Here is a 22,226-nt window from a genome sequence, read left to right on the forward strand (position 1 = left end):
GGGGCGGTGGGGCGCAACGACGGCCGCCCCACCGAGCCGGAGCGGGTCGCTACGGGCACCAGAACTGGAGCGAGGAGATCCGGTCGTTGACGTAGGACTGGGAGGACCCGTTCCCGTAGTCGCGCTTCGCGCCCCAGTGCCAGGTCTCCGTGTAGTCCAGGTCGGACGGGTGGAGCTCCCCGTAGGGGTCGTCCATGAACTTGACCGAGCACTGCGAGTTGTTGATCCAGGACGACACCTGGTTGTCGGCGATCTCCCCGTTCAGGAAGTGGACCGAGTGGAGCCGCAAGATCGCCGCGTTGCCGCCGGCCGGGGGAGGCGTGACGATCGCCTTCGAACCCGTGCCGCCCTCGTGCTGGTAGAGGCAGACCGCCCACGCCGGGCAGCCGTCGTAGGGGGCGTTCGCGGCGGCCGCCGGGGTCGCCGCGGTGAACAGCGCCGCGCCGGCGAGCGCGGTCGCGACGGCGGCGGTCTTGAGCCGGAGGGATTTCAGGGACATCGTGGAACTCCGTTTCGGGGTCGGCCGGTATCGCCGACGCGGACGGGGAAGCTGCGGTGCAAGCGTGTGCGACCGGACGGCTTCGGCGCATCGGTCATCCGACTGCACGGAGCGGGCGACCGATCGCATCCGCGCAGGTCGAGACGTAGGTCGTGCGGCGCGGCGGCTGGCCGGAAACGGACGGGAAAGTACGGAAAATGACTGACCGTCTCCCGTCATAATGGGTGCGGCCAGGCTGTTCGCGGCCGTGTGGAAGGGATTTCCCGCCGAGGAAATCCGCCTCGCACACGCGTGGGTCGGCCGGAATTGCGCGGGAGGGGAACGGTAGTGGTGGGCGGGGTGGGGACCGGCGTGCTCGGGGGCGGGCCGCTGGTCGGCAGGGACGGCGACCTGCGGCTGGTCCGGGACCGGCTCGGCATCGGGGCCGGCGGCGGGGCGCTGCTGCTGTCCGGCCAGGCCGGCATCGGCAAGAGCGCCCTCCTGGACACGGTCGCCGCGACCGCGCTCGCGGACGGCGCCCGGGTGCTCAGGGCCTCGGGGGTGGAGTTCGAGGCCGACTGCGGCTACTCCGGCCTCCACCAGGTCCTCTTCCCCCACCTGGGCGCCCTGGAGCAGCTCGACGCCGCGCAGCGCGACGCCCTGCGGGTCGTGCTCGGCTTCGCGAGCGGCCCGCCGCCCGAGCAGCTCCTCGTCTCCAACGCCGTCCTGCGGCTGCTCCAGGCCGTCGCCGGCGGGCAGCCGCTGCTGCTGGTCGTCGACGACCTGCACTGGGTCGACCCGGCCAGCACCGCCGTGCTCGGCTTCGTCGCCCGGCGGGTGACCGGCCTGGGCCTGGGCTTCGTGGCGGCCGCCCGCTCCGGCGAGCTCGGCCCCCGGGAGGCCGGGGCCTTCCCCACGTACGAACTCCCGCCCCTCGACGAAGAGTCGGCGGCCCGGCTGCTCGCCGACCGGTTCCCCGGCCTCGGGCGCGGAGTGCGCCGACGGCTGCTCGCCGAGGCGGGCGGCAACCCGCTGGCCCTGCTGGAACTGCCGGCCGTCGTGCCGCCGGCCGCCGCCGACGACCGCCCGGCCGTGCCGTCGCTCAGCAGCCGGCTGGAGACGCTGTTCGAGGCCAGGATCGCCCGGCTGCCGGCGGGCTCCCGGTACCTGCTGCTGCTCGCGGCCCTGGAGGGCACCGGCGACCTGGGCGTGCTGCAGGCGGCCGCCCGTCGGGCCGGGGCCGGGTACGGCCTGGACGACCTCGCCCCGGCCGAGCGCGACCGGCTGGTGGAGATCGAGGAGGGCGAGCAGCGGCTGCGGTTCCGGCACCCGCTCATCCGCTCGGCCATGGTGCTCCACGCGCTGAGCGGCGAACGGCGCGCCGCGCACGCGGCGCTCGCCCACGCCCTGGCCGACCGGCCGGAACGCCGCGCCTGGCACCTGGGCGAGGCCACCCTGGAGCCCGACGAGGAGGTCGCCGCGCTGCTGGAGCACGCGGCCGGGCTCACCCTGCGGCGCGGCGACGCCGCCGGGGCCATGCGGACCCTGATCCGGGCGGCCTCGCTCTCCCCGGAGGGGCCGAACCGGGCCCGCCGGCTCGCCGAGGCAGCCTACCTGGGGGCCGAGTCCACCGGAGCGCTGTCCAGCGTCCGCAAGCTCCTGGACGACGCGCGCCAGGCCGCGCCGGAGGCCGAGGACTCGCTGCACTCGGCCACCGCGTCGGCGCTGCTCGTGCTCAACGGGGGCGGGGGCGGGAATCCGGCGGACGGGAGCGGCGGCAACGTGTCCGGCGGGGGCGACGACGTGGCCACCGCGCACCGGCTGCTGACCGCCGCCATCGAGTCCACGGCCGGCGTCCACGGCTACCGGGCCGACGACCGGGCGCTCGTGGACGCGCTGCACGTCCTCGCGGTGGTCTGCTTCTTCGGCGCCCGGCCCGACCTGTGGCGGTCCTACGACCGGGCCGTCGAACGCCTCACCCCGGAGCCGCCGGCCATCCTGACCGTCCTGGGCCGTACCTTCTCCGACCCGGCCCGCACCGGGGCCGCGGCGCACGGCCGACTCGACGCCCTCATGGCCTCGTTGGCCCTGGCCGGCGAGGAGGCCGACCCGGTGCTGGTCACCCGCGTCGGCACCGGGGCGCTCTACCTCGACCGCCTCGGCGAGATCCGCGACGCGGCCTGGCAGGTGGTGCGGTCCGGCCGCGACGGCGGCCCGGCCAGGCGCTACCTCTCCGCGCTCATCCACCTGTGCCTGGAGGACTACCTCACCGGACGCTGGGACGAGGCGCTCGACCTGGCCGGAGAGGGGCTGCGGGCCTGCGAGGACCACGGGTACCGCGCCTTCGCCTGGTACTTCCTGTTCATCAGGTCCGTCGTCCTCGGCGCCCGCGGACACACGGAGGAGAGCCTCGCGACGGCCGGGTACGTCATCGACTGGGCCGAGCGCCACGGCGCCCCCTGCGCCGCCCACTACGCCCACCACGCCGCGGCCGTGGCGGCGCTCGGCCGCGGGGACCACGCGCTCGCCTACCGGCACGCCGAGGCCGTCAGCCCGGCCGGCACCCTGGCCTCCCACGTCCCCCACGCGCTGTGGGTGGCCGCGCACCTGGTGGAGGCCGCCGTCCGCACCGACCGGCGCGAGGAGGCCGCCGCGCACGTCGAGGCGATGCGCGAGGCCGGCCTGGGAGCGGTGTCCTCCCGGCACGCCATGCTGCTGGAGGCGTCGGCCGCCCTGTGCGCCGACGACGACCAGGAGGCGCTGCGCGGCTTCGCCCGCGCGCTGGACACCCCCGGCGGCGACCGGTGGCGCTTCGACCACGCCCGGGTCCTGCTCGCGTACGGCGAACGGCTGCGCAGGGCCCGGGCGATGGCCGAGGCCAGGGCCCGACTCGGCGCCGCGCTGGCCGTCTTCGAGGAACTGGACGCCCTGCCGTGGGCCGAGCGGGCCGGGAACGAACTGCGGGCGACGGGCCGGAACCGGCCGCGGCCCGACGACTCGAACACCCACGGGCTGAGCGCCCAGAAGCTGGAGGTCGCCCACCTCGCCGCCTCCGGCCTCACCAACAAGCAGATCGCCGAACGGCTGTTCATCTCGCACCGGACGGTCGGCGCGCACCTGTACCAGATCTACGAGAAGCTCGGCATCACCTCGCGCGCCATGCTGCGCGACGCCCTCGGCCCGCGGGAGCCGGGGCGGGACCGAGGACGGCCGGACGGGCGGTAGGTCCGCGGACCCACCGCCCGTCCGGAGTGGTGCCGCCGGCGTCGTCCTGACGGCCGGGCGGTGCGCCGCCGCCGGGCGGCCGACGGCCGGGTGGTGCGCCGTCAGCGCGTCCAGACGACCGGGCGGGAGGAGACCGGCTCACCGGCCGCGTCCAGTTCGACGGCGGTCCCGGCGACCACCCCGTCGTCGTTGATGAACTTGGCGTCGGCGTACGGACCGAGCGGGGACGGCGGGAGCGGCACGGCCGTCCCGTCGGGCCGCCACAGCAGCGCCGTGGTCCGGTTCCAGTCCGGCCCCTGCGCGACGCCGACCGCGGTGCCCGCGCTGTTGACGGCCATCGCCTCGCTCTGCCGGCCCGCCGGGTCGTCGAGCAGGGTCCGCGTGCCGTCCGGGTTCCAGCGGGCGGCGAGCGTGGAGCGGGCGGCGTCGAAGGCCGCCCCGACGACGGTGCCCGCGCTGTTGACGGCCCTCGTCCGGCCGGTCCCGGCGTCCCGGACGGTGCCGTCGGGCGTCCAGACCAGCACCCGGTCGAACTCCGTGCCCCCCGCGCGCCGGCCCTGTCCGAGGACCACGCCGCCGTCGGTCATCCGGGCCACCCTGGCCCCGTCGACCCCCGGTGGCAGCGGGAGCGCGGTCACGGCGCCCGCCGGGTTCCAGAGCACCGGGGTCTCCTCGTAGCGGCCGTCGGCGAGGCGCCGCTCGGAGGTGCCGGCGACGACGCCCGCGTTGGTGACCGAGACGGCCGAGCCCATGGTGTCGCCGGGCAGCACCGGCAGGTCGACCCTGGTGCCGTCGGCCTGCCACTTCAACGGCTTGGACTGGTACACGGCGTCGTACCAGCCCCCGACCACCACACCGGTGTTGTTGACCGCGCTCGCGCCACCGCCGCGGGCCCCGGCCGGCAGTTCCAGGGCCGTAGGGGTGCCGTCCGGGGCCCAGCGGACCGGGTGGTTGTCGCCCAGCGCGCGGTAGGACGCCCCGACCACGGTGCCCGTGTCGTCGAACCCGGCCGGGCGGCTGGACAGGTCGCCGGGCAGTGCTGCCAGGTCGGTGTAGCCGAGGTGGTCGGGATGCCAGCGGATGGCGTGCGGGCCGATTCCACCGGGGGTGTTGCGGTAGTACTCGCCGACGACGGCGCCGTCGCGGCCCAGGCCCCACACCAGGCTCCAGGCGGTGTCCGGTGGGGTCGGCAGGAACCGCGGGGCGGGCAGCGGGGCGGCCGTCGTGGCGGGGGTGGCCGCCGCGGCCGGGGCGAGGCCGAGCAGGAGGGCGGCGGCCGTCGTGGCGGCGCCGAGGGCGGCGGGACGGATGGGGGAGAGGGATGCGGGACGGCGGGTGCGTAGGGCGGTCATCAGGCGGGCTCCTGGGTCGTGGGGGTGTGGGCGGGGGTGCGGGCGGGGGTACGGACGGGGCGCGGCCATCAGAGCTTCCACACCATCGCGCGCGGGAGGTCCCGGCTGTTGGGCGCGTCGTGCCAGCTCGCGTCCCCGGCGATCACCCCGGATTCGTTGACCAGCAGGGCCTGGGCGTAGGGGCCGAGCGGGGACGGTGGGAGCGGCAAGGCCGTCCCGTCGGGCCGCCACAGCAGCGGCGAGTCGCGGTACGGGCCCGGGCCCCGCGCGAAGCCGACGGCGGTGCCCGCGCCGTTGATCGCGCTCGCCCTCGTCGGCCGGCCCGCCGGGTCGTCGAGCAGCGTCGTGGTGCCGTCCAGGGTCCAGCGCGCGGCGTGCTCGGCGCCGGCGGCGTCGGAGGTCGTCCCGACGATGGTGTTCGCGCTGTTGACGGAGCCGGGCCGGCCGTGGGCGACGTCCCGGACGGTGCCGTCCGCCTCCCAGGCCACCACCCGGTCGGCGTCGGCGCCGCTCTCGCGCCGCCCCGGGCCGAGGATCAGACCGGTGGCGGTGATCCGGGTGCCCGCGGCCGTGATGATCCCCGGAGGGAGTCGGAGCTCGGTCACCTCGCCCGACGGACTCCAGAGCACCGCACGGCTCCGGGACTCCCCGCCGAGGCTCCGCTCGGACAGGCCGATGACGAAGCCCGCGTCGTTGACGGACGTCGTCCAGCCGGTCTCGTCGCCGTCCAGCAGCGGCAGGTCGACCCTGGTGCCGTCGGCCCGCCACTTCACGGGCACGGGACGGAAGGCCGCGTCGTAGGAGTTGCCGATCACCACACCGACGTTGTTGACCGCGCTCGCGCCGCCGCCGCGGGCCCCGGCCGGCAGCTCCAGGGCGGTCGGGGTGCCGTCCGGGGCCCAGCGGACCGGGTGGTTGTCGGTCAGCGTCCCGACGGAGACCCCGACGGCGGTGCCGGCCTCGTTCAGGGTGCTCGGGCGGGTGCCGTTCTCGCCGGGCAGGGGTCGGAGGACGGTGACGCCCGGCTGGTGGGCGTTCCAGCGCAGGGCGCGCGGGGCGAACTGGCCGGGGACGTTCAGGTAGGTCTCGCCGAGCACGTCGCCCGCGTTGTTCAGGCCGTACACCGAGCTGAGCGGGGCGGCGCCCGCGGGCAGCGGCAGCAGGTACGGGGTCGGCGGCGGCGGCCCCGGATCGGCCGCGGCGGCGGGCGCCGGGCCGAGCAGCAGGGCGGCGGACGCCACGGCGGCGGCCAGGGCGGCGGTGCGTGGCGCGGCGCGACTGGGCATGGGGGAACCAGCCATCCGAAAACTCCTGTCTCGTCAACGATGGTGCAGATCAAGTGAGTTGCTGTTCCATCGGATGCCGAGGCTGGTCGGGTGCCCGGTCCGGTGGCCAAGTCTCGTCCACTGGCCGTTCGTTGGCAGGAGGATCGGCGGAACGGCCGGATCCCGTCGGCTCGTTCGCGTACCGGTCGTCGGCCTGTTCCGGGCCTCGCTACCGGTCGGTGTCTCCCGGGTCGCCTCCGCCGCCGGTGCCCCGGACGCGCACGGTGAAGGAGGCCAGGCCGGGAGGGGGTGCCCAGGCCCCGGTGGCCCGGACGGACACCCTGCAGAGGTGCGGGCCGTCGTTCCGCTGGGCGGGCGCGGCCTGGGCGGTCGCCGCGGCCAGGGCGGTGAGGGTGGAGGCCGCTGTCGCCAACAGGCCCTGGCGCAAGAGCTTCTGATTGATCGTCATTGCTGCGATGGTCTGGAACTCCGGAGGCGCGGAGGCGACTTCGCGCCGGATTCATGCGAACGAGTGGTCGCGTTCCGGCCGAATCCGGTACGGCGGCGACGGACGGGCCCGTCGGAGACTGTCGCGGCCCCCGGAGGTCCTCCCTCGATCGGGGGAGGGCCGGGGCGGGACGGCCGGTGATACTGACCAGCATGATCAAGGGAATGCGGTTGCTGCTGCGCAGGTCGACGTACACGGGAGTGCTGTTCGCGGTGCTCGGGGCGCTGGCGTCGCTGCCCGTGGCGATGGTGGCGCTCGGGGCGACGCTGGGGGTGTCGGGCCGGCCGGACGCGGCCTGGGCGGCCCTGCCGCTGTGGGCGGTGCTGATCGCGGCGGCCGGGCTTCCCCCGGTGGTGCGCCGGGTGCTGGTGAAGGTGGCGCGGCGGCTGCTGGGCGTCGCGGTGCCCGACCCGGTGAAGGGAGCCGCGGGGGAGCGGTGGCGGACACCGGTCTTCCTGCTGGCGCACGTGGCGCTCGGGTGGACGGTGCTGGTCGGCGGCAGCACCCTGCTGGTGATGGGGCTGACGCTGCCGGGGCGGCGGGCGTCCGGTGAGGCGCGGGTGAGCCTCTTCGGCTGGGCGGCCGAGGTGACGGGCGTCTGGAGCTGGATGGTGGGGGCGCTCAGCCTGGCCCTGGCGGCGGCGCTGTTCGCCGGGGCGTCGGGTGCGCTGCGGTCGCTGGCACCCCGGCTGCTCGGGCCCTCGCCGGCCGAGCGGCTCGCGATGGCCGCCGAACGGGAACGGCAGCTGGCCGAACGCAACCGGCTGGCCCACGAACTGCACGACTCCATCGGGCACACCCTGACCGCCGCGACCATCCAGGCGGCCGTCGCGGGCGAGGTGCTCACCGCGGACCCGGCGGCGGCGCGGGCCGCGATGCGCAGCATCGAGGAGTCCACCCGGGCCGCGCTGGAGGATCTCGACTACGTGCTGGGCGTGCTGCGCGAGGAGCAGTCGGGCACCGCCCCGACCCGGACCCTCACCGACCTGCCCGAACTGATCGACCGGCTGCGGCACGCGGGCGCGGTCGTGGAGCCGCGTACCACCGGGGACCTGGCGCAGGTGCAGGGCACGCTCTCCCGGGCCGCCTACCGGATCGTCCAGGAGGGGCTGACCAACGCGCTGCGGCACGGCGCCGGCGGGCCGATCGAGCTGCTGGTGGCGGCGGGGCCGCAGACGCTGGAGCTGAGCGTGGTCAACGGGGTGGGCGGCGGCCAGGCCGCGCCGGGCTCGGGCGGCTTCCCGACCTCCGGCCACGGCCTGCCCGGCCTGGCCGAGCGGGTGCGGCTGCTGAACGGCGAGTTCGAGGCCGGGCCGTACGGGGAGCGGCAGTGGCGGCTGGCGGTCCGGCTGCCGATGCGGTGGTCGGCGTGAGCGGGCCGGGCTCCGGCCCGGACTCCCGCCCGGGCTCCGGCCCGGGTGCGTCCGGCGGAGACGCGGGCACGCCCGGCCGCGACGAGGGCGCGCCGCCCGACGTCACCGTGCTGATCGCCGACGACGACGCCGTCACCCGCAGCGGGCTGGGCACCCTGCTGGGCGCCCAGCAGGGCATCGCGGTGGTCGGGACGGCCGCCGACGGCGTCGAGGTGGTCGAGCGGGTCCGGCGGCTGCGGCCGGACGTGGTGCTGATGGACGTGCGGATGCCGCGCCGCAACGGCATCGACGCGACCCGCGAACTGCTGCGGGAGCACGCCGAGCCCCCCAAGGTCGTGGTGATCACCACCTTTGAGAACGACGCCTACGTCACCGCCGCGCTGAGCGCCGGGGCCAGCGGCTTCGTGCTCAAGCGGCGGCCCGTCCCGCAGATCGCCGAGGCGGTGCGGGTGGCGGCGGCCGGGGAGGCGGTGCTGTTCCCCGCCGCGCTGCGCCGGATGGTGGCGGCCCGGCCGCTGGACCCGGGCGAGGCGCTGCCCCGGGCGGCGCTGACCGGGCGGGAGGAGGGGGTGCTGCGGCTGATGGCGACCGGGCTGTCCAACCCGGAGATCGCCCAGGCCCTCGCGGTGAGCCAGGAGACCGTCAAGACCCACGTGGGCAACGTGCTGGGCAAGCTCGGCGCGCAGAACCGGACCCACGCGGTGGTGATCGCCTACGAGAGCGGGCTGGTGGTGCCGGGGCTGCCGGGGGTGTAGGGGTTCCGGCCTCACGGCCCCTCACGACCCCTCACGGCTCCACGGCTGCACGGCTTCACGGCCTCGGGTCGATCGGGGTGAGCGTGCCGAGGCGGTCCTCGACGGCCTGGGCGGCGGCCAGGCAGAGGTCCTCCCGGAACGCCCGGCCGACCAGCTGGACGCCGGTGGGCAGGCCGTCCGCGGCGAGGCCGGTGGGGACGGCGACGGCCGGGACGCCGACGAAGCTGGTCGCCGAGCAGAGCCGCATGGCGGTGGCGACCCGGTCGCGGCCCGCCTGGTCCCGGGACTCCAGGCCCGGTTCGACGGGCGGCTCGGTGAACACCGGGCCCAGCAGCAGCGGGTACTCCCGCAGGAACTCCGTCCAGGAGCGGCGGATGCCCATCCAGGTGCCCATCAGCCGGATCAGGCCGGGGGCGTCCGTGGGCGGGGCGACGCGCATGGTCAGGTCGATGTAGCGGTCGCCGCCCTCGCCCAGCAGCTGCCGGACGACGGGCCAGCTCGGCGCGAACTCGGTGTTGGTGAGGCGGAGGTAGGCGTCGAGCGCCTCGTCCAGCCGCGGGACGTCGGGGACCTCCCGGACGTCGTACCCCGCGTCGCGCAGCGCGTCGGCGGCGGTCCCGACGGCGCGGCGGACGGTCGGGTGGACGCCGTGGCCGCCCGGATCGGCGACGACGGCGACCCGGACCGGGCCGGCGAGCGGCTCCCCGTCCAGCGGGGCGGGCACGGCGCGCGGGTCGCGCGGGTCGGTGCCCGCCAATGTCTCGTAGGCGAGCCGCAGGTCGGCGACCGTACGGGCCAGCGGGCCGTCGGTGACCAGGAGCTGGGAGGCCGGGCCCGGGTCGTCCGGGCCGATCAGGCGCTGGTCGGCGGGGAAGCGGCCGGTGGTCGGCTTGAGGGCGGCGACCCCGCAGAAGGAGGCCGGGATGCGGACCGAGCCGCCGGAGTCGTTGCCGAGCCCGAGCGGGGCCATCCCGGCGGCGACGGCCACGCCGTCCCCGCCGCTGGTGCCGCCGGGGGTGCGGCCGGGGTGCCAGGGGTTGCGGGTGTCGCCGTACAGCTCGCTGCGGGTGTGCATCCCGGCGAGGATCAGGGTCGGCAGGTTGCTGTGGCCGATCGGGATCGCCCCCGCCGCGCGCAGCCGGGCCACCGGGACGGCGTCCGCGGTGGCGACGTGGTCGCGCAGGCGCGGGGTGCCGAAGGTGGTGGGCACGCCGGCGATCGGCGTGCACTCCTTCACGGTGAACGGCACGCCCGCGAGCGGGCCGGGATCCTCACCGGCGGCCCGGCGGCGGTCGAGCTGCCGGGCGTCGGCGCGGGCGCGCTCGGCGAGGAGCTGGGTGACGGCGTTCAGGCCGGGGTTGACCTCGGCGATCCGGTCCAGGTGGCTGTCCACCACGTCCAGGGCCGTCACCGCGCCCGAGCGCACGGCGGCGGCGAGTTCGGTGGCGGGCTTGCTCCACAGGGGCATGGGGGTTCTCCTCGGCGGCGCGTTGGGGCTGGTACCGATGCGGTCGCATCGGTACGGAACCCTAGCCCGAGAACCGATACGCTCGCATCGGAAAATCCGAGGACAGGACGAGGAGACCGGCGATGCCGAAACAGGTGGACCACGAGGGTCGGCGCCGGCGGATCGCCGAGGCCGTCTGCCTGCTGGTGGACGAGCACGGCCTGGAGGGCGTCACCCTGCGGGACGTCGCCACCCGGGCGGAGGTCTCGATGGGCGCCGTCCAGCGCTGCTTCCGCACCAAGGAGGAGATGCTCCTGTTCGCGCTCACCCACGTCGGCGAGCGGGTCACCGAGCGGGTGCGCGGCCGGCTCACGGCCGGGCCGGCGCAGTCGGCGGCGAGCGAACTGGGGCTGGTGGCGGGCGAGGTGGCGCTGCTGCGCGAGGAGCACCGGGCCGAGGCCAGGATCTGGCTCGCCTTCCTCGCCGGCGCCGCCGTCAACCCGGCGCTGGCGGCGGCCCTGCGGAGCAGCTACGCGGCACTGGAGGAGCTGATGGTGCGGCTGGTCGCGGAGGCCGCCGGCGGGCAGGTCGTCGGCGGCTCGGTGATCGGCGGGGCCGCCGCGGGCGGGGCGGTGGTGGCCCGCACCGAGGCCCGTGCGCTGCTCGCCCTCGCCGACGGGCTCACGGCGCACGTCCTGGTCGGGCACCGGACGGTGGCGGAGGCGGAGGAGGTCCTGCACGCGCACCTGGCCGGCCTCTGGGCGCGCTGCTGAACCGTCGCCCCCGCCCCCTGGGGGGTCCGCCCGCCGCCCGCCGCCCGCCGCCCGCGCCCGCCGCTCACCGCCCGCCGCCTGACGGGACGCCGTCGAGGACCGTCCAAGGCCGCCGAGCCTTCGCCCGCCGTTGTCGCCCCGGCCACCGTCCAGTCCGTGGATGGTCGCCGAAGGCGGCGGCCCGGTGGGGCAGGATCGGCCCTGACGTCACCGGAGACACCTGTCGGACACCCCTGTTGGGAGAGCCTGCCGTGACTGCTGTGGAGATCCCGGGATCCAAGTCCATCACCGCCCGGGCGCTGTTCCTGGCCGCCGCCGCCGAGGGCGTGACCACCCTGCGCCGCCCACTGGCCTCGGACGACACCGAGGGCTTCGCCGAGGGCCTGGACGCCCTCGGGTACCGGGTCGAGCGGACGGCGGACTCGTGGCGGGTGGCGGGCCGCCCGGCCGGGCCCGCCGTGCCGAGCGCCGAGGTGTACTGCCGGGACGGCGCCACCACCGCGCGCTTCCTGCCCACCCTGGCCGCCGCCGGCCACGGCACCTACCGCTTCGACGCCTCCGCCCAGATGCGCCGCCGCCCGGTCGCCCCGCTCACCCGGGCGCTGCGCGAGCTGGGCGTGGACCTGCGGCACGAGGAGGCCGAGGGCCACCACCCGCTGACCGTCGTCGCGGACGGCGTCCGCGGCGGTGAACTCACCCTGGACGCCGGGCAGTCCTCGCAGTACCTGACCGCGCTGCTGCTGCTCGGCCCGCTCACCCGGGACGGCCTGCGGATCACCGTCACCCGGCTGGTCTCCGCCCCGTACATCGGCATCACCCTGGCGATGATGCGCTCCTTCGGGGCCGAGGTGAAGCGGGAGCGGACCCCCGCCGGCGAGGTGTTCGAGGTGCCCTCCGGCGGCTACCGGGCCGCCGACTACCCGATCGAGCCGGACGCCTCCACCGCCAGTTACTTCTTCGCCGCCGCGGCCCTGGCCGGCCGTGAGGTCACCGTCCCCGGCCTCGGCCGGGACGCGCTCCAGGGCGACCTGCGGTTCGTGGACGTGCTGCGGCGGATGGGCGCCCGGGTGGACGTCGGGCACGACCGCACGACGGTGGCCGGCGACGGCCCGCTCGGCGGGATCACCGTCAACATGCGGGACATCTCCGACACCATGCCCACGCTCGCGGCCATCGCGCCGTTCGCCACCGGGCCGGTGCGGATCGAGGACGTCCACAACACCCGGGTCAAGGAGTGCGACCGGCTGGAGGCCTGCGCGGACAACCTGCGCGCGATGGGCGTCCCGGTGGCCACCGGGGAGGACTGGATCGAGATCCGGCCCGGCACCCCGCGCCCGGTCGGGATCACCACCCACTCCGACCACCGGATCGTGATGTCCTTCGCCGTCACCGCGCTGCGCACCCCCGGCATCACCTTCGACGACCCGGGCTGCGTGCGGAAGACCTTCCCGGGCTTCCACGATGCCTTCGCCCGGCTGCGCGCGGAGTGGGGGGTCTGAGCCCGCCCGGCGGAAGGCGACCCGGCGGCCCCGGGCCGACCGGTCGTCCGCCGGAATCCCGGTTGCCGGCCGGCGGGCCGCGCGGCGAGGATGCCGTTCGTGTCCGAGACGGTGTTCGAGACGGAGTCCGACGGGCCCGGACTGCGGCCCTACCCCAAGATCCCCGCGCGCGGCCGCTCCGGCAGCTCCAGCAACCCCGGTAGCCCGGGCGGCCGCGGCGCCCGCGAGTGGACCGCGGCGGAGAAGGTGCACGGGGCGCACTTCGCCGTGGTCTGCGAGGGCGGCTCCGTCCGGCCCGCGAAACGGCGTGAACTGCTGGACGACGAGGGGCTGGACGGGTTCTTCGGCGTGAGCCGGATCTGGCCCGCCCTGTCCGTCGCGGCGGCCCGGTTCGCCGCCGCGGTGCGCGAGCCGTGGGGTGCCGCGGCCGTGGTGACGGTCTACGGCGAACTGGCCGGCGGCCGCTACCCGCACCCCGACGTGCCCGCCGCCCCCGGCGTCGACCCGGTGCAGACCGGCGTCTGGTACGCCCCCGGCCTGCGCTGGCTGCCGTTCGACGCCACCGTCGAGACGCCCGGAGGCCGGTGGTGGATCGCCGACCGCACGCTGCGCGCCGCCGCTCGGGCCGCCGGGCTCACCTGCGTGCCGCTGCTCGGGCACGGCCCGCTGAACGCCCTGCACAACCTGCCGGCGCGCTTCCCCAGCCGGGTGCCCGCCCTGTTCGGCCTGCCCGGACTGCCGGACAACCTCGCCGAGGGGTACGTCCTCAAACCGGCCGGCCAGTGGCACGAGCCGGGCCCGGCCCGGCCGTTGGTGAAGGTCAAGCAGCGGGCCTTCGCCGAGGACGGCCGCTACGACGGCGCCCGCCCGTACCTCCCCCCGCCGCAGGGCGCGGCCGGCGTGCCCGCCTGGCTCCTCGTCCGGGCCGCCGCCCTGCTCACCCCCGCCCGGGCCGCGGCGGCCGTCGGCAAGCTCGGCCCGCGCACTCCGGCGGACGCCGTCGCGGCCGAGATCGCGGCGGACGTCGCGGACGAACTCGCCGAAGCCGTGGGCGGGTTGGAGCCCGCCGTGCTCGCCGCCCTGCGGCGCTCGCTGGAACCGGGCGCGCGCTCGCTGGCGGCCTTCGACGGGGCGGACCGGCGCGGCTGAGCGGGGTGCCGTAGCTTGATCGTCTGCAGCTCCCGGGGCGCGGAAGAAGAAATCTCCGAGAACTTCCCGGCCGATGTCGAGGCCGGGTTCCGCCGCTCCGACTGAGAGGTGACAACGCGCCGACGGGGCGCGCGAGGCGGAGGGGACACCCGAGATGAAGTACGTCGCGATGATCTACGGCAACCAGGCCAAGTGGGACTCCTTCCCGGCCGAGGCGTGGCCGGAGGCGATCGCCAAGCAGGAGGCGTTCAACACGCGGTACCGGGAGAGCGGGGAGCTGGTCGGCGCGTACGGGCTGGCGGACGCGGCGGCGGCGCAGCTGGTGCGGCGGGCGGAGGGGGTGCCGGTGGTCACCGACGGCCCGTACCTGGAGACCAAGGAGTACCTGGCCAGCTTCTACCTGCTGGACTGCGAGAGCCTGGAGCGGGCCCAGCAGATCGCGGCGGACATGCCGTTCGCGGACGTGGAGCCGGTGGAGCTGTGGCCGGTCATGCACGAGTCCGCCGCGAGCGAGCTCCCGGGGCGCGAGTGAGCGGCACGACCGTCGCCGTCGAGGGCCTGCTGCGCGAACTGGCGCCGCAGGTCCTCGGCGTGCTGGTGCGGCGGCACGGCGGGGCGTTCGACGCCTGCGAGGACGCGGTGCAGGAGGCGCTGCTGGCCGCCGCGACGCAGTGGCCGCGGAGCGGGACGCCGGTCAACCCGCGGGGCTGGCTGGTGACGGTCGCGGACCGGCGGCTGGTGGACCAGGTGCGCAGCGAGTCGGCGCGCCGCCGCCGGGAGGAGGCGTCGGCGCTGGCCACGCCGCAGTCCGCGCTGCTCGCGCCGCCGGCCGACGCACCCGATCCGGCGGCGGACGACTCGCTCGCGCTGCTGTTCCTCTGCTGCCACCCGGTGCTGTCGGTACCGAGCCGGATCGCGCTGACGCTGCGCGCGGTCGGCGGCCTGACCACCGCGCAGATCGCCGCCGCGTTCCTGGTGCCCGAGTCGACGATGGCGCAGCGGATCAGCCGGGCGAAGCAGACGCTGAAGACGGCGGCCGGGGCGGACGGCGGGCGGCTGGCACTGCCGGCCGCGGAGGGCGACGCCGCACGGCTGGCCGAGGTCCGGCACGTGCTGTACCTGGTCTTCAACGAGGGCTACACGGCGAGCGGCGGCGAGGAGCTGACCGCGCCGCAGCTGTCCGTCGAGGCCATCCGGCTGACCCGGATGCTGCTGCGGCTCACCCCCGGGGACGCCGAGACGGCGGGGCTGCTCGCGCTGATGCTGATCACCGACGCCCGCCGGCCGGCCCGCACCGGGGCGCACGGCGAGCTGGTGCCGCTGGAGGAGCAGGACCGCGGCCGCTGGGACCAGGAACTGCTGCACCAGGGGCTGGAGTTGATCGCCGCGGTGCTGACGCGCGGACAGGCCGGGCCGTACCAGGTGCAGGCGGCGATCGCCGCGGTGCACGGGGAGGCGGTGACGGCGCGGGACACCGACTGGCCGCAGATCCTGGTGCTGTACGACCTGCTGCTGCGCCTCGACCCGAACCCGATGGTCGCGCTCAACCGGGCGGTCGCGGTCGCGATGGTGCACGGGGCGGCGGCCGGGCTCGCGCTCGTCGCGGAGCTGGCCGAGGACAAGCGCCTGGCCCGCCACCACCGGCTGCTCGCGGTCCGGGCGCACCTGCTGGACCGGCTCGGCACCGACCCGGCGGGGGCCGCCCGCGCCTACCGGGAGGCGGCGGCCCGTACGGCCAGTGCTCCGGAGCGCCGCCACCTGGTGGCCCGGGCGCAGCGGGTGGCGGGGTGAGCCCGGCGCAGCGGGCGGTGGGGTGAGCCCGGCGCAGCGGGCGGTGGGGTGAGGGCGTAGGCGGCGGAGCCGGGGGAGGGCGGAGAGGGTGCGGGCGGCGGTCGGGGGCCTCCGGGGTCGGGGATCCAGGCCGCCGTCGTCCGCGCCGGTTCACTGTCGCGCAGGGGGTTCTCGGCGACCGGCTCTTATTGTACTGTCCGTCTAATAAGCGGGTGAGCGGGAGCCCGCAGGAGCAGGCACCTGGAGGCAGCCATGGCTCTCACCCGGCAGACGGGGCACGGCCACACCGAGTCCGACGACGACGTCTCGAAGCGGCTGCTGGAGTCGGCCGCCACCCTCTCCTACGACCCCTCGGCCGAGATCGACTGGGACGCCCCCCTCCCGGAGGACCACTACGGCCTCAACCCGGAGTGGAGCACCCTCTACGGCACCCGGCTGTGGGACGAGATGACCGAACGCCAGCGGGTAACCCTCACCCGGCACGAGGTCTGCTCGATCATGAACACCGGCATCTGGTTCGAGATGATCCTCCAGCAGATGGTGCTGCGCGACCAGTACCTCAAGAACCCCGCCAGCGCCGAGTTCCGGTTCGCCCTCACCGAGATCGCCGACGAGTGCCGCCACTCGATCATGTTCGCCCGGGCCTGCGAGAAGATGGGCGTCCCCGCCTACCGCCCGAACAAGGTGATCGCCCAGGCCGGGCGCGCCTTCAAGGCGCTCGCCAAGGGCGAACTCGCCTACGGCGGCATCCTGGTGGCCGAAGAGGTGCTCGACGTCATGCAGCGCGACTGGATGCGCGGCGAGAACGTGCTGGAGATCGTCCGCGGCACCTCCCGGATCCACGTGGTCGAGGAGTCCCGGCACATGAAGTTCGCCCGGCAGGAGATCCGCGAGCGGATGCGCCACGCCGGCCCGGCCCGGCGGCGCACCTCGGCCGCCGGCATCGCCGCGGGCGCGTACGTCATCGTCAGCAGCATGGTGCACCCGGGCGTGTACAAGGCCGCCGGGCTCGACGTGCCGCGGGCGCTCGCCGAGGTGCGGGCCAACGAGCACCGCAAGGCGATGATGCGCACCAGCTCCCGGCACCTGATGGCCTTCCTCGCCGAGACCGGGCTGCTCACCAGCCGCGCGGCGGCCGTCTACCGCCGGGTGCACATGCTCTGACGGCCAGTCAGCAGCCGTCCCCTCCCGTCCCCCACGCGCAGCGAGGACCCACCCCGGCCATGGCCTACGCGATCACCCAGACCTGCTGCAACGACGCCTCGTGCGTGTCCGTCTGCCCGGTCAACTGCATCCACCCGACCCCGGACGAGCCGGAGTTCGGCACCACCGACATGCTGTACATCGACCCGCGGGCGTGCATCGACTGCGGCGCCTGCGCGGACGCCTGCCCGGTGGACGCGGTGTTCCCGGTCGACCGGCTGCGCGGGCCGGACACCGTGTTCGGCGACCTCAACCGCGACTGGTACCGCGACCACCCCAGCGACCACGCCTGGGGCGCGCCCAGCTTCCCGCGCAGCCTGCCGGGCGAACTCGGGAAGCTGCGGATCGCCGTCGTCGGCACCGGACCGTCCGCCGGGTACACCGCGCAGGAACTGCTGCGCAGCACCAGTGCCGAGATCACCATGGTCGACCGGCTGCCCGTCACCGGCGGGCTGTTGCGGCACGGCGTCGCGCCCGACCACCAGTCCACCAAGCGGATCGCGGAGAGTTTCGCGAGCGTCTTCCACGATCCCCGGCTGCGGATGCACCTCAACGTGGAGATCGGCACGGACGTCACCCACCAGGAGCTCGCCGCGCACCACCACGCGGTGGTGTACGCGGTCGGCGCGGCCGCCGACCGCCGGCTCGGCATCCCCGGCGAGGACCTGCCGGGCAGCCTGCCCGCGACCGCCTTCGTCGGCTGGTACAACGCCGAACCGACGGTGCCCGCCGGCGCGGTGGAGCTGTCGGCGGAGCGCGTGGTGGTGATCGGCAACGGCAACGTCGCGGTGGACGTCGCCCGCATCCTGCTCACCGACCCCGACCGGCTCGCCGCCACCGACATCGCCGACCACGCCCTGGCCGCGCTGCGCCGCAGCCGGGTCCGGGAGGTCGTGCTGCTCGCCCGGCGGGGGCCGGAGCAGGCGGCGTGGACCAGGGCCGAGTTCCTGGCGCTGCGGCAGCTGCCGGGCGTCGAGGTGGTGGTGGCGGACCACCCGGAGGTGCGGGCGGCGATCGAGGCGGCGGACGCGGATGCCGGGTCGGGCGCGGGCGCGGGTGCGGGGGCCGGTGCGGCGCAGGCGGCGCTGCTGGCCGGGCTGCCGCTGGTGCCGTACGACGGGGCCGCGGAGCCCGGGCCGGGCCGGCGGATCGTGCTGCGGTTCCTGTCGGCGCCGGTCGAGCTTGCCGGGGACGGGCGGGTCGAGGCCCTGACCGTCGAGCGGACCGCCCTGGCGGCGGACGGCCGGGTCGAGGGCACCGGGGCGACGGACGTGCTCCGGGCCGGGCTGGTGGTGCGCTCGATCGGGCACCGGGGCGTGCCGCTGCCCGGGCTGCCGTTCGACGAGCGGAGCGGGACGGTCGCGCACCGCAACGGGCGGGTCGTCGACCCGGCGACCGGTCGGCCGCTGCCCGGGACGTACGTGGTGGGCTGGGCCAAGCGCGGGCCGTCCGGCGGGATCGGGGCCAACCGGGCCTGCGCGCGGGAGACCGTGGACGCGCTGCTGGACGACGCCGTCGCCCTGGCGCTGCCCGCCCCGGAGGCGGGTCGCCGGGACTTCGAACGGCTGGTGCGGCACCGGCGGCCGGACGCGGTCGGGCTGCGGGAGCTGCGGGCGGTGGACCGCGCGGAGCGCGAGCGGGGCGAGGCCGAGGGGCGGCCGCGGGTGAAGCTCGCCAGTGTGCCCGAGCTGCTGGCGGCGGGGCGCCGGCGGTAGCGGGGCGGCCGGGGGCGGAGCGGGCCCGGGGTGGCGCCTCGGGCCGGGCAGGACGTGCGCAGGAAGTCGGGTGGGCCGACTTCCTGCGCACCCGGCCGGTCCCCGCAGGGGGTTGACCTGCGGCGTGCCCGGTTGACGTGGCCGTGTCCCGGCGCGGGCGGGGTGCGTTGGGTGGGTGTGAGTGGTTTTGGGAGGTTGCCGGCATCCGGACGACAGCCGGGTGAAGAAACGATCCTGCGCGGCGGTCCGGACGGTCCGCAGCAGCCGTTGCCGCCCGCGACGGCGCCCGGCCCGTCGGTGGCGGAACCCGGTCCGGAGGCGCCCATCTACGCCGAGCTGGCCCGCCGCTGGCAGGCCGAGGGGCGCGCCGTTCCCGGGCTGCCCGACCCGGTATGGGAGTCGCTGGCCGCTCCGGCCGGGGCTCAGCCGGCCGCGTCCGGCCCGGGCCGCAGCCCGGCCGGGGGCCCGGAGTGGGGCCCGGAGTGGAGCCCGGTGTCCCCGGTCCGCCCCGGGCCGGCGGGCTCCGGGTGGAACCCCGGGTAGAACTGCTGCGCCCAGTGGCGGAACAGCCCGATCGAGCGCTCCCCGGGCGCGAGCCGAGGCTGCGCCAGGTACCGCTTGTGGGCCAGCACCGGGCGGTCCTGCTTGATGATCCGCACCGAGGCCCGCAGCGCCGCCCAGGAGGCCGCCCGGTCGACGGCCCGCACCGCGCCGACGCCCGGCACCGGCGCCGTGGCGGTCACCGCCATGCGCACCCTGGTCCGCCAGGGCGCGACCGGCGTCGCCAGCACCCACACCCGCAGGCTGCTGCCCAGCTGGGGCAGTTCGGCCACCAGCCGCATCATCCCGAGCCCGACCAGCGTCACCGGCTGCTCCAGGCTCACCGCGCCCAGCCCCGGGAACCGGGTCGTGGTGCGCTGGTGGACCGTGAACAGCGGGCCGGCCGGCTCCGGCGGGGCCGTCTCCCGGGTGTCCAGGCCGTGCAGCACCCGGACGTGCCGGAAGTCGACGCTGTTCTCCATCACCTCCTGCGGGTGGGAGAGCACCTCCCCGCTCCACCACGCCAGCGGCCGCACCCCGACCGCCGGCGGAAGCTCCCACGCGGGCGGGCGGCGGCCCGGGCCGCCGCCCGGGCCGCCGCCCGGAACGCACCAGACGAACAGCGCGCCGTCCCGCTCGCACAGATGGCGCCGGGCCAACGAGGCCCGGAGCCGGACGCCGTCCGGCGAGCCGGTGCACGAGCCGTCCGGGCCGAAGGCGAAGCCGTGGAACGGGCACACCAGGTCCTCGCCCCGGACCGTCCCGCCCGCCCCGAAGTGCGCGCCCAGGTGCGGGCAGTGCGGGCCGACCGCCCGTACGGCGCCCCGGCGGGTCCGGTACAGCACCACGTCCTCGCCCATCAGCCGGGCGGTGCGCACCCGCCCGGGCGGCAGGTCCCGGGCCCGGCCGACGCAGAACCAGCCGCCCGGGTACGGCAGCGGGGCGGAGCGGTCCTCCACGGCAAGGTCACCTCGATGGCTTGACGGCCGTGTGAACGTACCAGGCGACGTGCTCGCGCACGGCGTACATCTCCACCGTGGAACGGAGGTTGAGCCATTTGGCCGGATCGCCGAAGCGCCGCAGCACCTCCCAGGGCAGCCGGAAGTACGCGTACACCGCCTCCGAGGTGGGCAGGTAGTACCGGGTCGCGTCCAGCGCCTCCTCCACCTCGAACCCGGCCTCGCCCAGCAGCCGCGGCAGGTTGCCGGCGTGGTAGACCTTGGCGCCCACCATCGTCATCGCGTCCAGGTACGGTTCGAGCAAGGCCCTTGCCCGGGGCGGAAGTTCGTCCAGCGGGCCGGTGCTCATCGGGCCGAGCAGCACCAGCCGCCCGCCCGGCCGCAGCACCCGGTGGAACTCGGCCAGCGCCCGGGCCGGGTCGTAGGAGTGGACCAGGGTCTCCATCGAGTACGCGCCGTCGAACTCCCCGTCGCCGAACGGCAGCCGGTGGAAGTCGCCCCAGCGGAACGCCGTCCGCTCGCCCATCCGGGCCCGGGCGCTGAGCCGACGGGCCTCGGCGAGGTGGAAGTCCAGCACGTCGACGCCGGTCACCGTCAGCCCGAACCGCACCGCCATCGCCCGCGCCACCACCCCGGCCCCGCACCCGGCGTCCAGCACCCGCGCCCCGGCCGGCAGCGCCAGCTTGCGCCCCAGCACGTCCTGCAACTGCCGCTGCGCCCGCCACAGCCGCCACTTCGACTGCCCCGGCTCCGTCCACCCCCAGTGCCGCGCGTTGCGCGCCACCCGGGTGTAGAACCACCGGCTCCCCGCCCGTCCGTACACCCTGCGCAACCCGGTCAGATCGAGTCCCTGAGCGCCCATGCCGGCTGGGTTACCCAGTCCCGGCCACCCCCTACCCCGCCCCCGCGCGGATGCCCCCGATGAGGGGAATCGTAGGGTCGTAGGGCAAGCGGATCGGCGGCGGCGCTTTTCAGCCGACCGGTCGGCCGCGCGCCGCAACCTGACCGCCCGCGCGGCGTTGAACCGGCCATGGACAACAACCACGTGCCGATCACTCCATGGCCGGGGATCTCATGGGCGGCCGACACCCCGCCGGCCCTCGACCGCCACATTCTCCGGGCACACCACGCCGTGCGGATCGGCAGCCACTGGACCGCGCTGGTCGCGGCGAACGAGTTGGCCGTGCTGGCCGAACGGCCGGACGCGGCCGACGTGCTCGGGGCGCGGCGGGGCTACCTGCCGGACAGTGCGGTGAACCGGTCCTTCGCCGACGTGCTCCGTGAACGGCCCGAGGAAGCGGGGATCTTCGGGCCGCCCGTCGTTCTCAGTGCGCGGAGCCTGTACTGGGATCCCGACCGTACGGGCGGAGCCGGGCGGCTCGGGCTGGTGGGCGTCCGATGCGTCAACGGGTTCCAGCGCATCGTGGAGGCTGCCCACCAGTCGCGTGAACTGTCCCCGGAGGAGCTCGGCAAGGCCCTGCTGTGGGTCGCCGTCGTCGAGGAGGAGGACGCCGACCGGGTCCGCGAGGTGTGCGACCGGGCCGCTCACTCCTTCAATCCCTTCGAGCCGCAGGACAATCTCGCGCTCTGTCCGCACCTCCTCCGGGCCAAGGAGGAGTTCAGGAAGGAGGGGAGCTACTTCGATCCCCGACGCGGGGTCGTGTCCGGACCGCACCCCGTCGGATTCACCCCCGCAGACGTGTTCCGCGCGCTCGCGGCGCTCTCGCCTGCGCCGCACCCGGACCTGAGCAACCAACTCCAGACGCCGGACGGTCTGAACGCGCTCTGGTCGGACATGTCCGGCCGGGCGTACCGCAGCCTGGTGAACGAAGGCCTGCACGCCATCGGCATCCAGCGCGCGGTGGAGGCCCGGCGGGAGACCCAGCGGATGATCGCCCGGATGCTCAAGCGGAACAGCAAGGGCCACTGGAAGCTGTTGGAGTACGCGCCCGAGCTGGTCACCTGGACAGCCTGCCGGATGCTGCCGCTGGAGACGCTCCACGACGGGGGCAGGACCTCGCCGAAGTGGACGGACCTCATCCACCGCGATCTTCCGGGCGAGACCGAGCGGGTCTCGCACCTGCTGGTCGCCAGCTACGCCCGGCTGCACGGTTCGGACCGCACCTTCAAGTCGACAGCACCCACGCTCGGCCTCTGGCTGGAGCTCCAGGCCGCCGTCCTCGGCAGGGGGTGA

The 22,226-nt window shown here is 76.0% G+C and carries 18 protein-coding genes; 11 read left to right on the forward strand and 7 right to left on the reverse strand.

The window, feature by feature from the left end; genetic code table 11:
• Positions 1–49 precede the first annotated feature (49 nt).
• Positions 50–499, reverse strand: coding sequence for a peptidase inhibitor family I36 protein (locus ACFY0X_RS25620; protein ID WP_387757873.1), 450 nt, complete (start codon positions 497–499; stop codon positions 50–52).
• Positions 500–829: 330 nt separating this feature from the next.
• On the opposite strand from ACFY0X_RS25620, the gene ACFY0X_RS25625 reads away from it, so the two are divergent.
• On the forward strand, positions 830–3,703 hold the full coding sequence (locus ACFY0X_RS25625; RefSeq protein WP_387757874.1) for an AAA family ATPase: 2,874 nt from the start codon (positions 830–832) through the stop codon (positions 3,701–3,703).
• 101 nt (positions 3,704–3,804) lie between these two features.
• On the opposite strand, the gene ACFY0X_RS25630 is transcribed toward ACFY0X_RS25625, so the two are convergent.
• The 3 genes from ACFY0X_RS25630 to ACFY0X_RS25640 form a co-directional block, all read right to left on the reverse strand.
• Complete coding sequence (locus ACFY0X_RS25630) at positions 3,805–5,055, reverse strand: hypothetical protein (protein WP_387757876.1); 1,251 nt, start codon at positions 5,053–5,055, stop codon at positions 3,805–3,807.
• A gap of 68 nt (positions 5,056–5,123) precedes the next feature.
• A complete protein-coding gene (locus ACFY0X_RS25635; protein ID WP_387757877.1) occupies positions 5,124–6,356 on the reverse strand; it encodes a hypothetical protein in 1,233 nt (410 codons plus the stop codon).
• Between the two features lie 193 nt (positions 6,357–6,549).
• On the reverse strand, positions 6,550–6,789 hold the full coding sequence (locus ACFY0X_RS25640; protein ID WP_387757879.1) for a hypothetical protein: 240 nt from the start codon (positions 6,787–6,789) through the stop codon (positions 6,550–6,552).
• A 191-nt stretch (positions 6,790–6,980) separates the two neighbouring features.
• Between ACFY0X_RS25640 and ACFY0X_RS25645 the strand changes: the two genes are divergently transcribed.
• Both ACFY0X_RS25645 and ACFY0X_RS25650 read left to right on the forward strand, forming a co-directional pair.
• Positions 6,981–8,201, forward strand: a complete 1,221-nt coding sequence (locus ACFY0X_RS25645; protein WP_387757880.1) for a sensor histidine kinase — start codon at positions 6,981–6,983, stop codon at positions 8,199–8,201.
• Entirely contained in the window at positions 8,198–8,956 is a 759-nt protein-coding gene (locus ACFY0X_RS25650) for a response regulator (protein WP_387757882.1), read from the forward strand. The genes ACFY0X_RS25645 and ACFY0X_RS25650 overlap by 4 nt, the downstream gene beginning before the upstream one ends.
• Positions 8,957–9,011: 55 nt before the next feature.
• On the opposite strand, the gene ACFY0X_RS25655 is transcribed toward ACFY0X_RS25650, so the two are convergent.
• The gene (locus tag ACFY0X_RS25655) at positions 9,012–10,424 is read right to left on the reverse strand and encodes an amidase (protein ID WP_387757884.1); all 1,413 of its coding nucleotides are present in this window, start codon (positions 10,422–10,424) and stop codon (positions 9,012–9,014) included.
• Between the two features lie 122 nt (positions 10,425–10,546).
• On the opposite strand from ACFY0X_RS25655, the gene ACFY0X_RS25660 reads away from it, so the two are divergent.
• The 7 genes from ACFY0X_RS25660 to ACFY0X_RS25690 all read left to right on the forward strand — a co-directional run bounded on the left by ACFY0X_RS25660 (position 10,547) and on the right by ACFY0X_RS25690 (position 18,533).
• Complete coding sequence (locus ACFY0X_RS25660) at positions 10,547–11,176, forward strand: TetR/AcrR family transcriptional regulator (protein WP_387757885.1); 630 nt, start codon at positions 10,547–10,549, stop codon at positions 11,174–11,176.
• A 251-nt stretch (positions 11,177–11,427) separates the two neighbouring features.
• The gene (gene aroA, locus ACFY0X_RS25665) at positions 11,428–12,675 is read left to right on the forward strand and encodes a 3-phosphoshikimate 1-carboxyvinyltransferase (protein WP_387757887.1); all 1,248 of its coding nucleotides are present in this window, start codon (positions 11,428–11,430) and stop codon (positions 12,673–12,675) included.
• Between the two features lie 99 nt (positions 12,676–12,774).
• Positions 12,775–13,824 (forward strand): RNA ligase family protein, encoded by a 1,050-nt coding sequence (locus ACFY0X_RS25670; protein ID WP_387757889.1) that lies wholly within the window; start codon positions 12,775–12,777, stop codon positions 13,822–13,824.
• 154 nt (positions 13,825–13,978) lie between these two features.
• Positions 13,979–14,356 (forward strand): YciI family protein, encoded by a 378-nt coding sequence (locus tag ACFY0X_RS25675; protein ID WP_387757890.1) that lies wholly within the window; start codon positions 13,979–13,981, stop codon positions 14,354–14,356.
• Positions 14,353–15,615 carry an RNA polymerase sigma factor gene (locus ACFY0X_RS25680; protein WP_387757891.1) on the forward strand — a complete coding sequence of 421 codons (1,263 nt, stop codon included), beginning with the start codon at positions 14,353–14,355 and terminating at the stop codon, positions 15,613–15,615. The genes ACFY0X_RS25675 and ACFY0X_RS25680 overlap by 4 nt, the downstream gene beginning before the upstream one ends.
• Positions 15,616–15,867: 252 nt before the next feature.
• The gene (locus tag ACFY0X_RS25685) at positions 15,868–16,779 is read left to right on the forward strand and encodes a diiron oxygenase (RefSeq protein ID WP_387757892.1); all 912 of its coding nucleotides are present in this window, start codon (positions 15,868–15,870) and stop codon (positions 16,777–16,779) included.
• Positions 16,780–16,838: 59 nt separating this feature from the next.
• Positions 16,839–18,533 (forward strand): FAD-dependent oxidoreductase, encoded by a 1,695-nt coding sequence (locus ACFY0X_RS25690; protein WP_387757893.1) that lies wholly within the window; start codon positions 16,839–16,841, stop codon positions 18,531–18,533.
• A gap of 422 nt (positions 18,534–18,955) precedes the next feature.
• On the opposite strand, the gene ACFY0X_RS25695 is transcribed toward ACFY0X_RS25690, so the two are convergent.
• A complete protein-coding gene (locus tag ACFY0X_RS25695) occupies positions 18,956–20,032 on the reverse strand; it encodes a Rieske 2Fe-2S domain-containing protein (protein ID WP_387757894.1) in 1,077 nt (358 codons plus the stop codon).
• A 7-nt stretch (positions 20,033–20,039) separates the two neighbouring features.
• Complete coding sequence (locus tag ACFY0X_RS25700; RefSeq protein WP_387757896.1) at positions 20,040–20,894, reverse strand: methyltransferase domain-containing protein; 855 nt, start codon at positions 20,892–20,894, stop codon at positions 20,040–20,042.
• 168 nt (positions 20,895–21,062) lie between these two features.
• Here ACFY0X_RS25700 and ACFY0X_RS25705 point away from each other — a divergent pair, with 168 nt between their 5' ends.
• Positions 21,063–22,226: a hypothetical protein gene (locus tag ACFY0X_RS25705; protein WP_387757898.1), complete on the forward strand. Its 1,164-nt coding sequence runs from the start codon at positions 21,063–21,065 to the stop codon at positions 22,224–22,226.

Origin of the sequence: Kitasatospora sp. NPDC001547, from assembly GCF_042894165.1 — a bacterium.
Lineage (GTDB): Bacteria > Actinomycetota > Actinomycetes > Streptomycetales > Streptomycetaceae > Kitasatospora.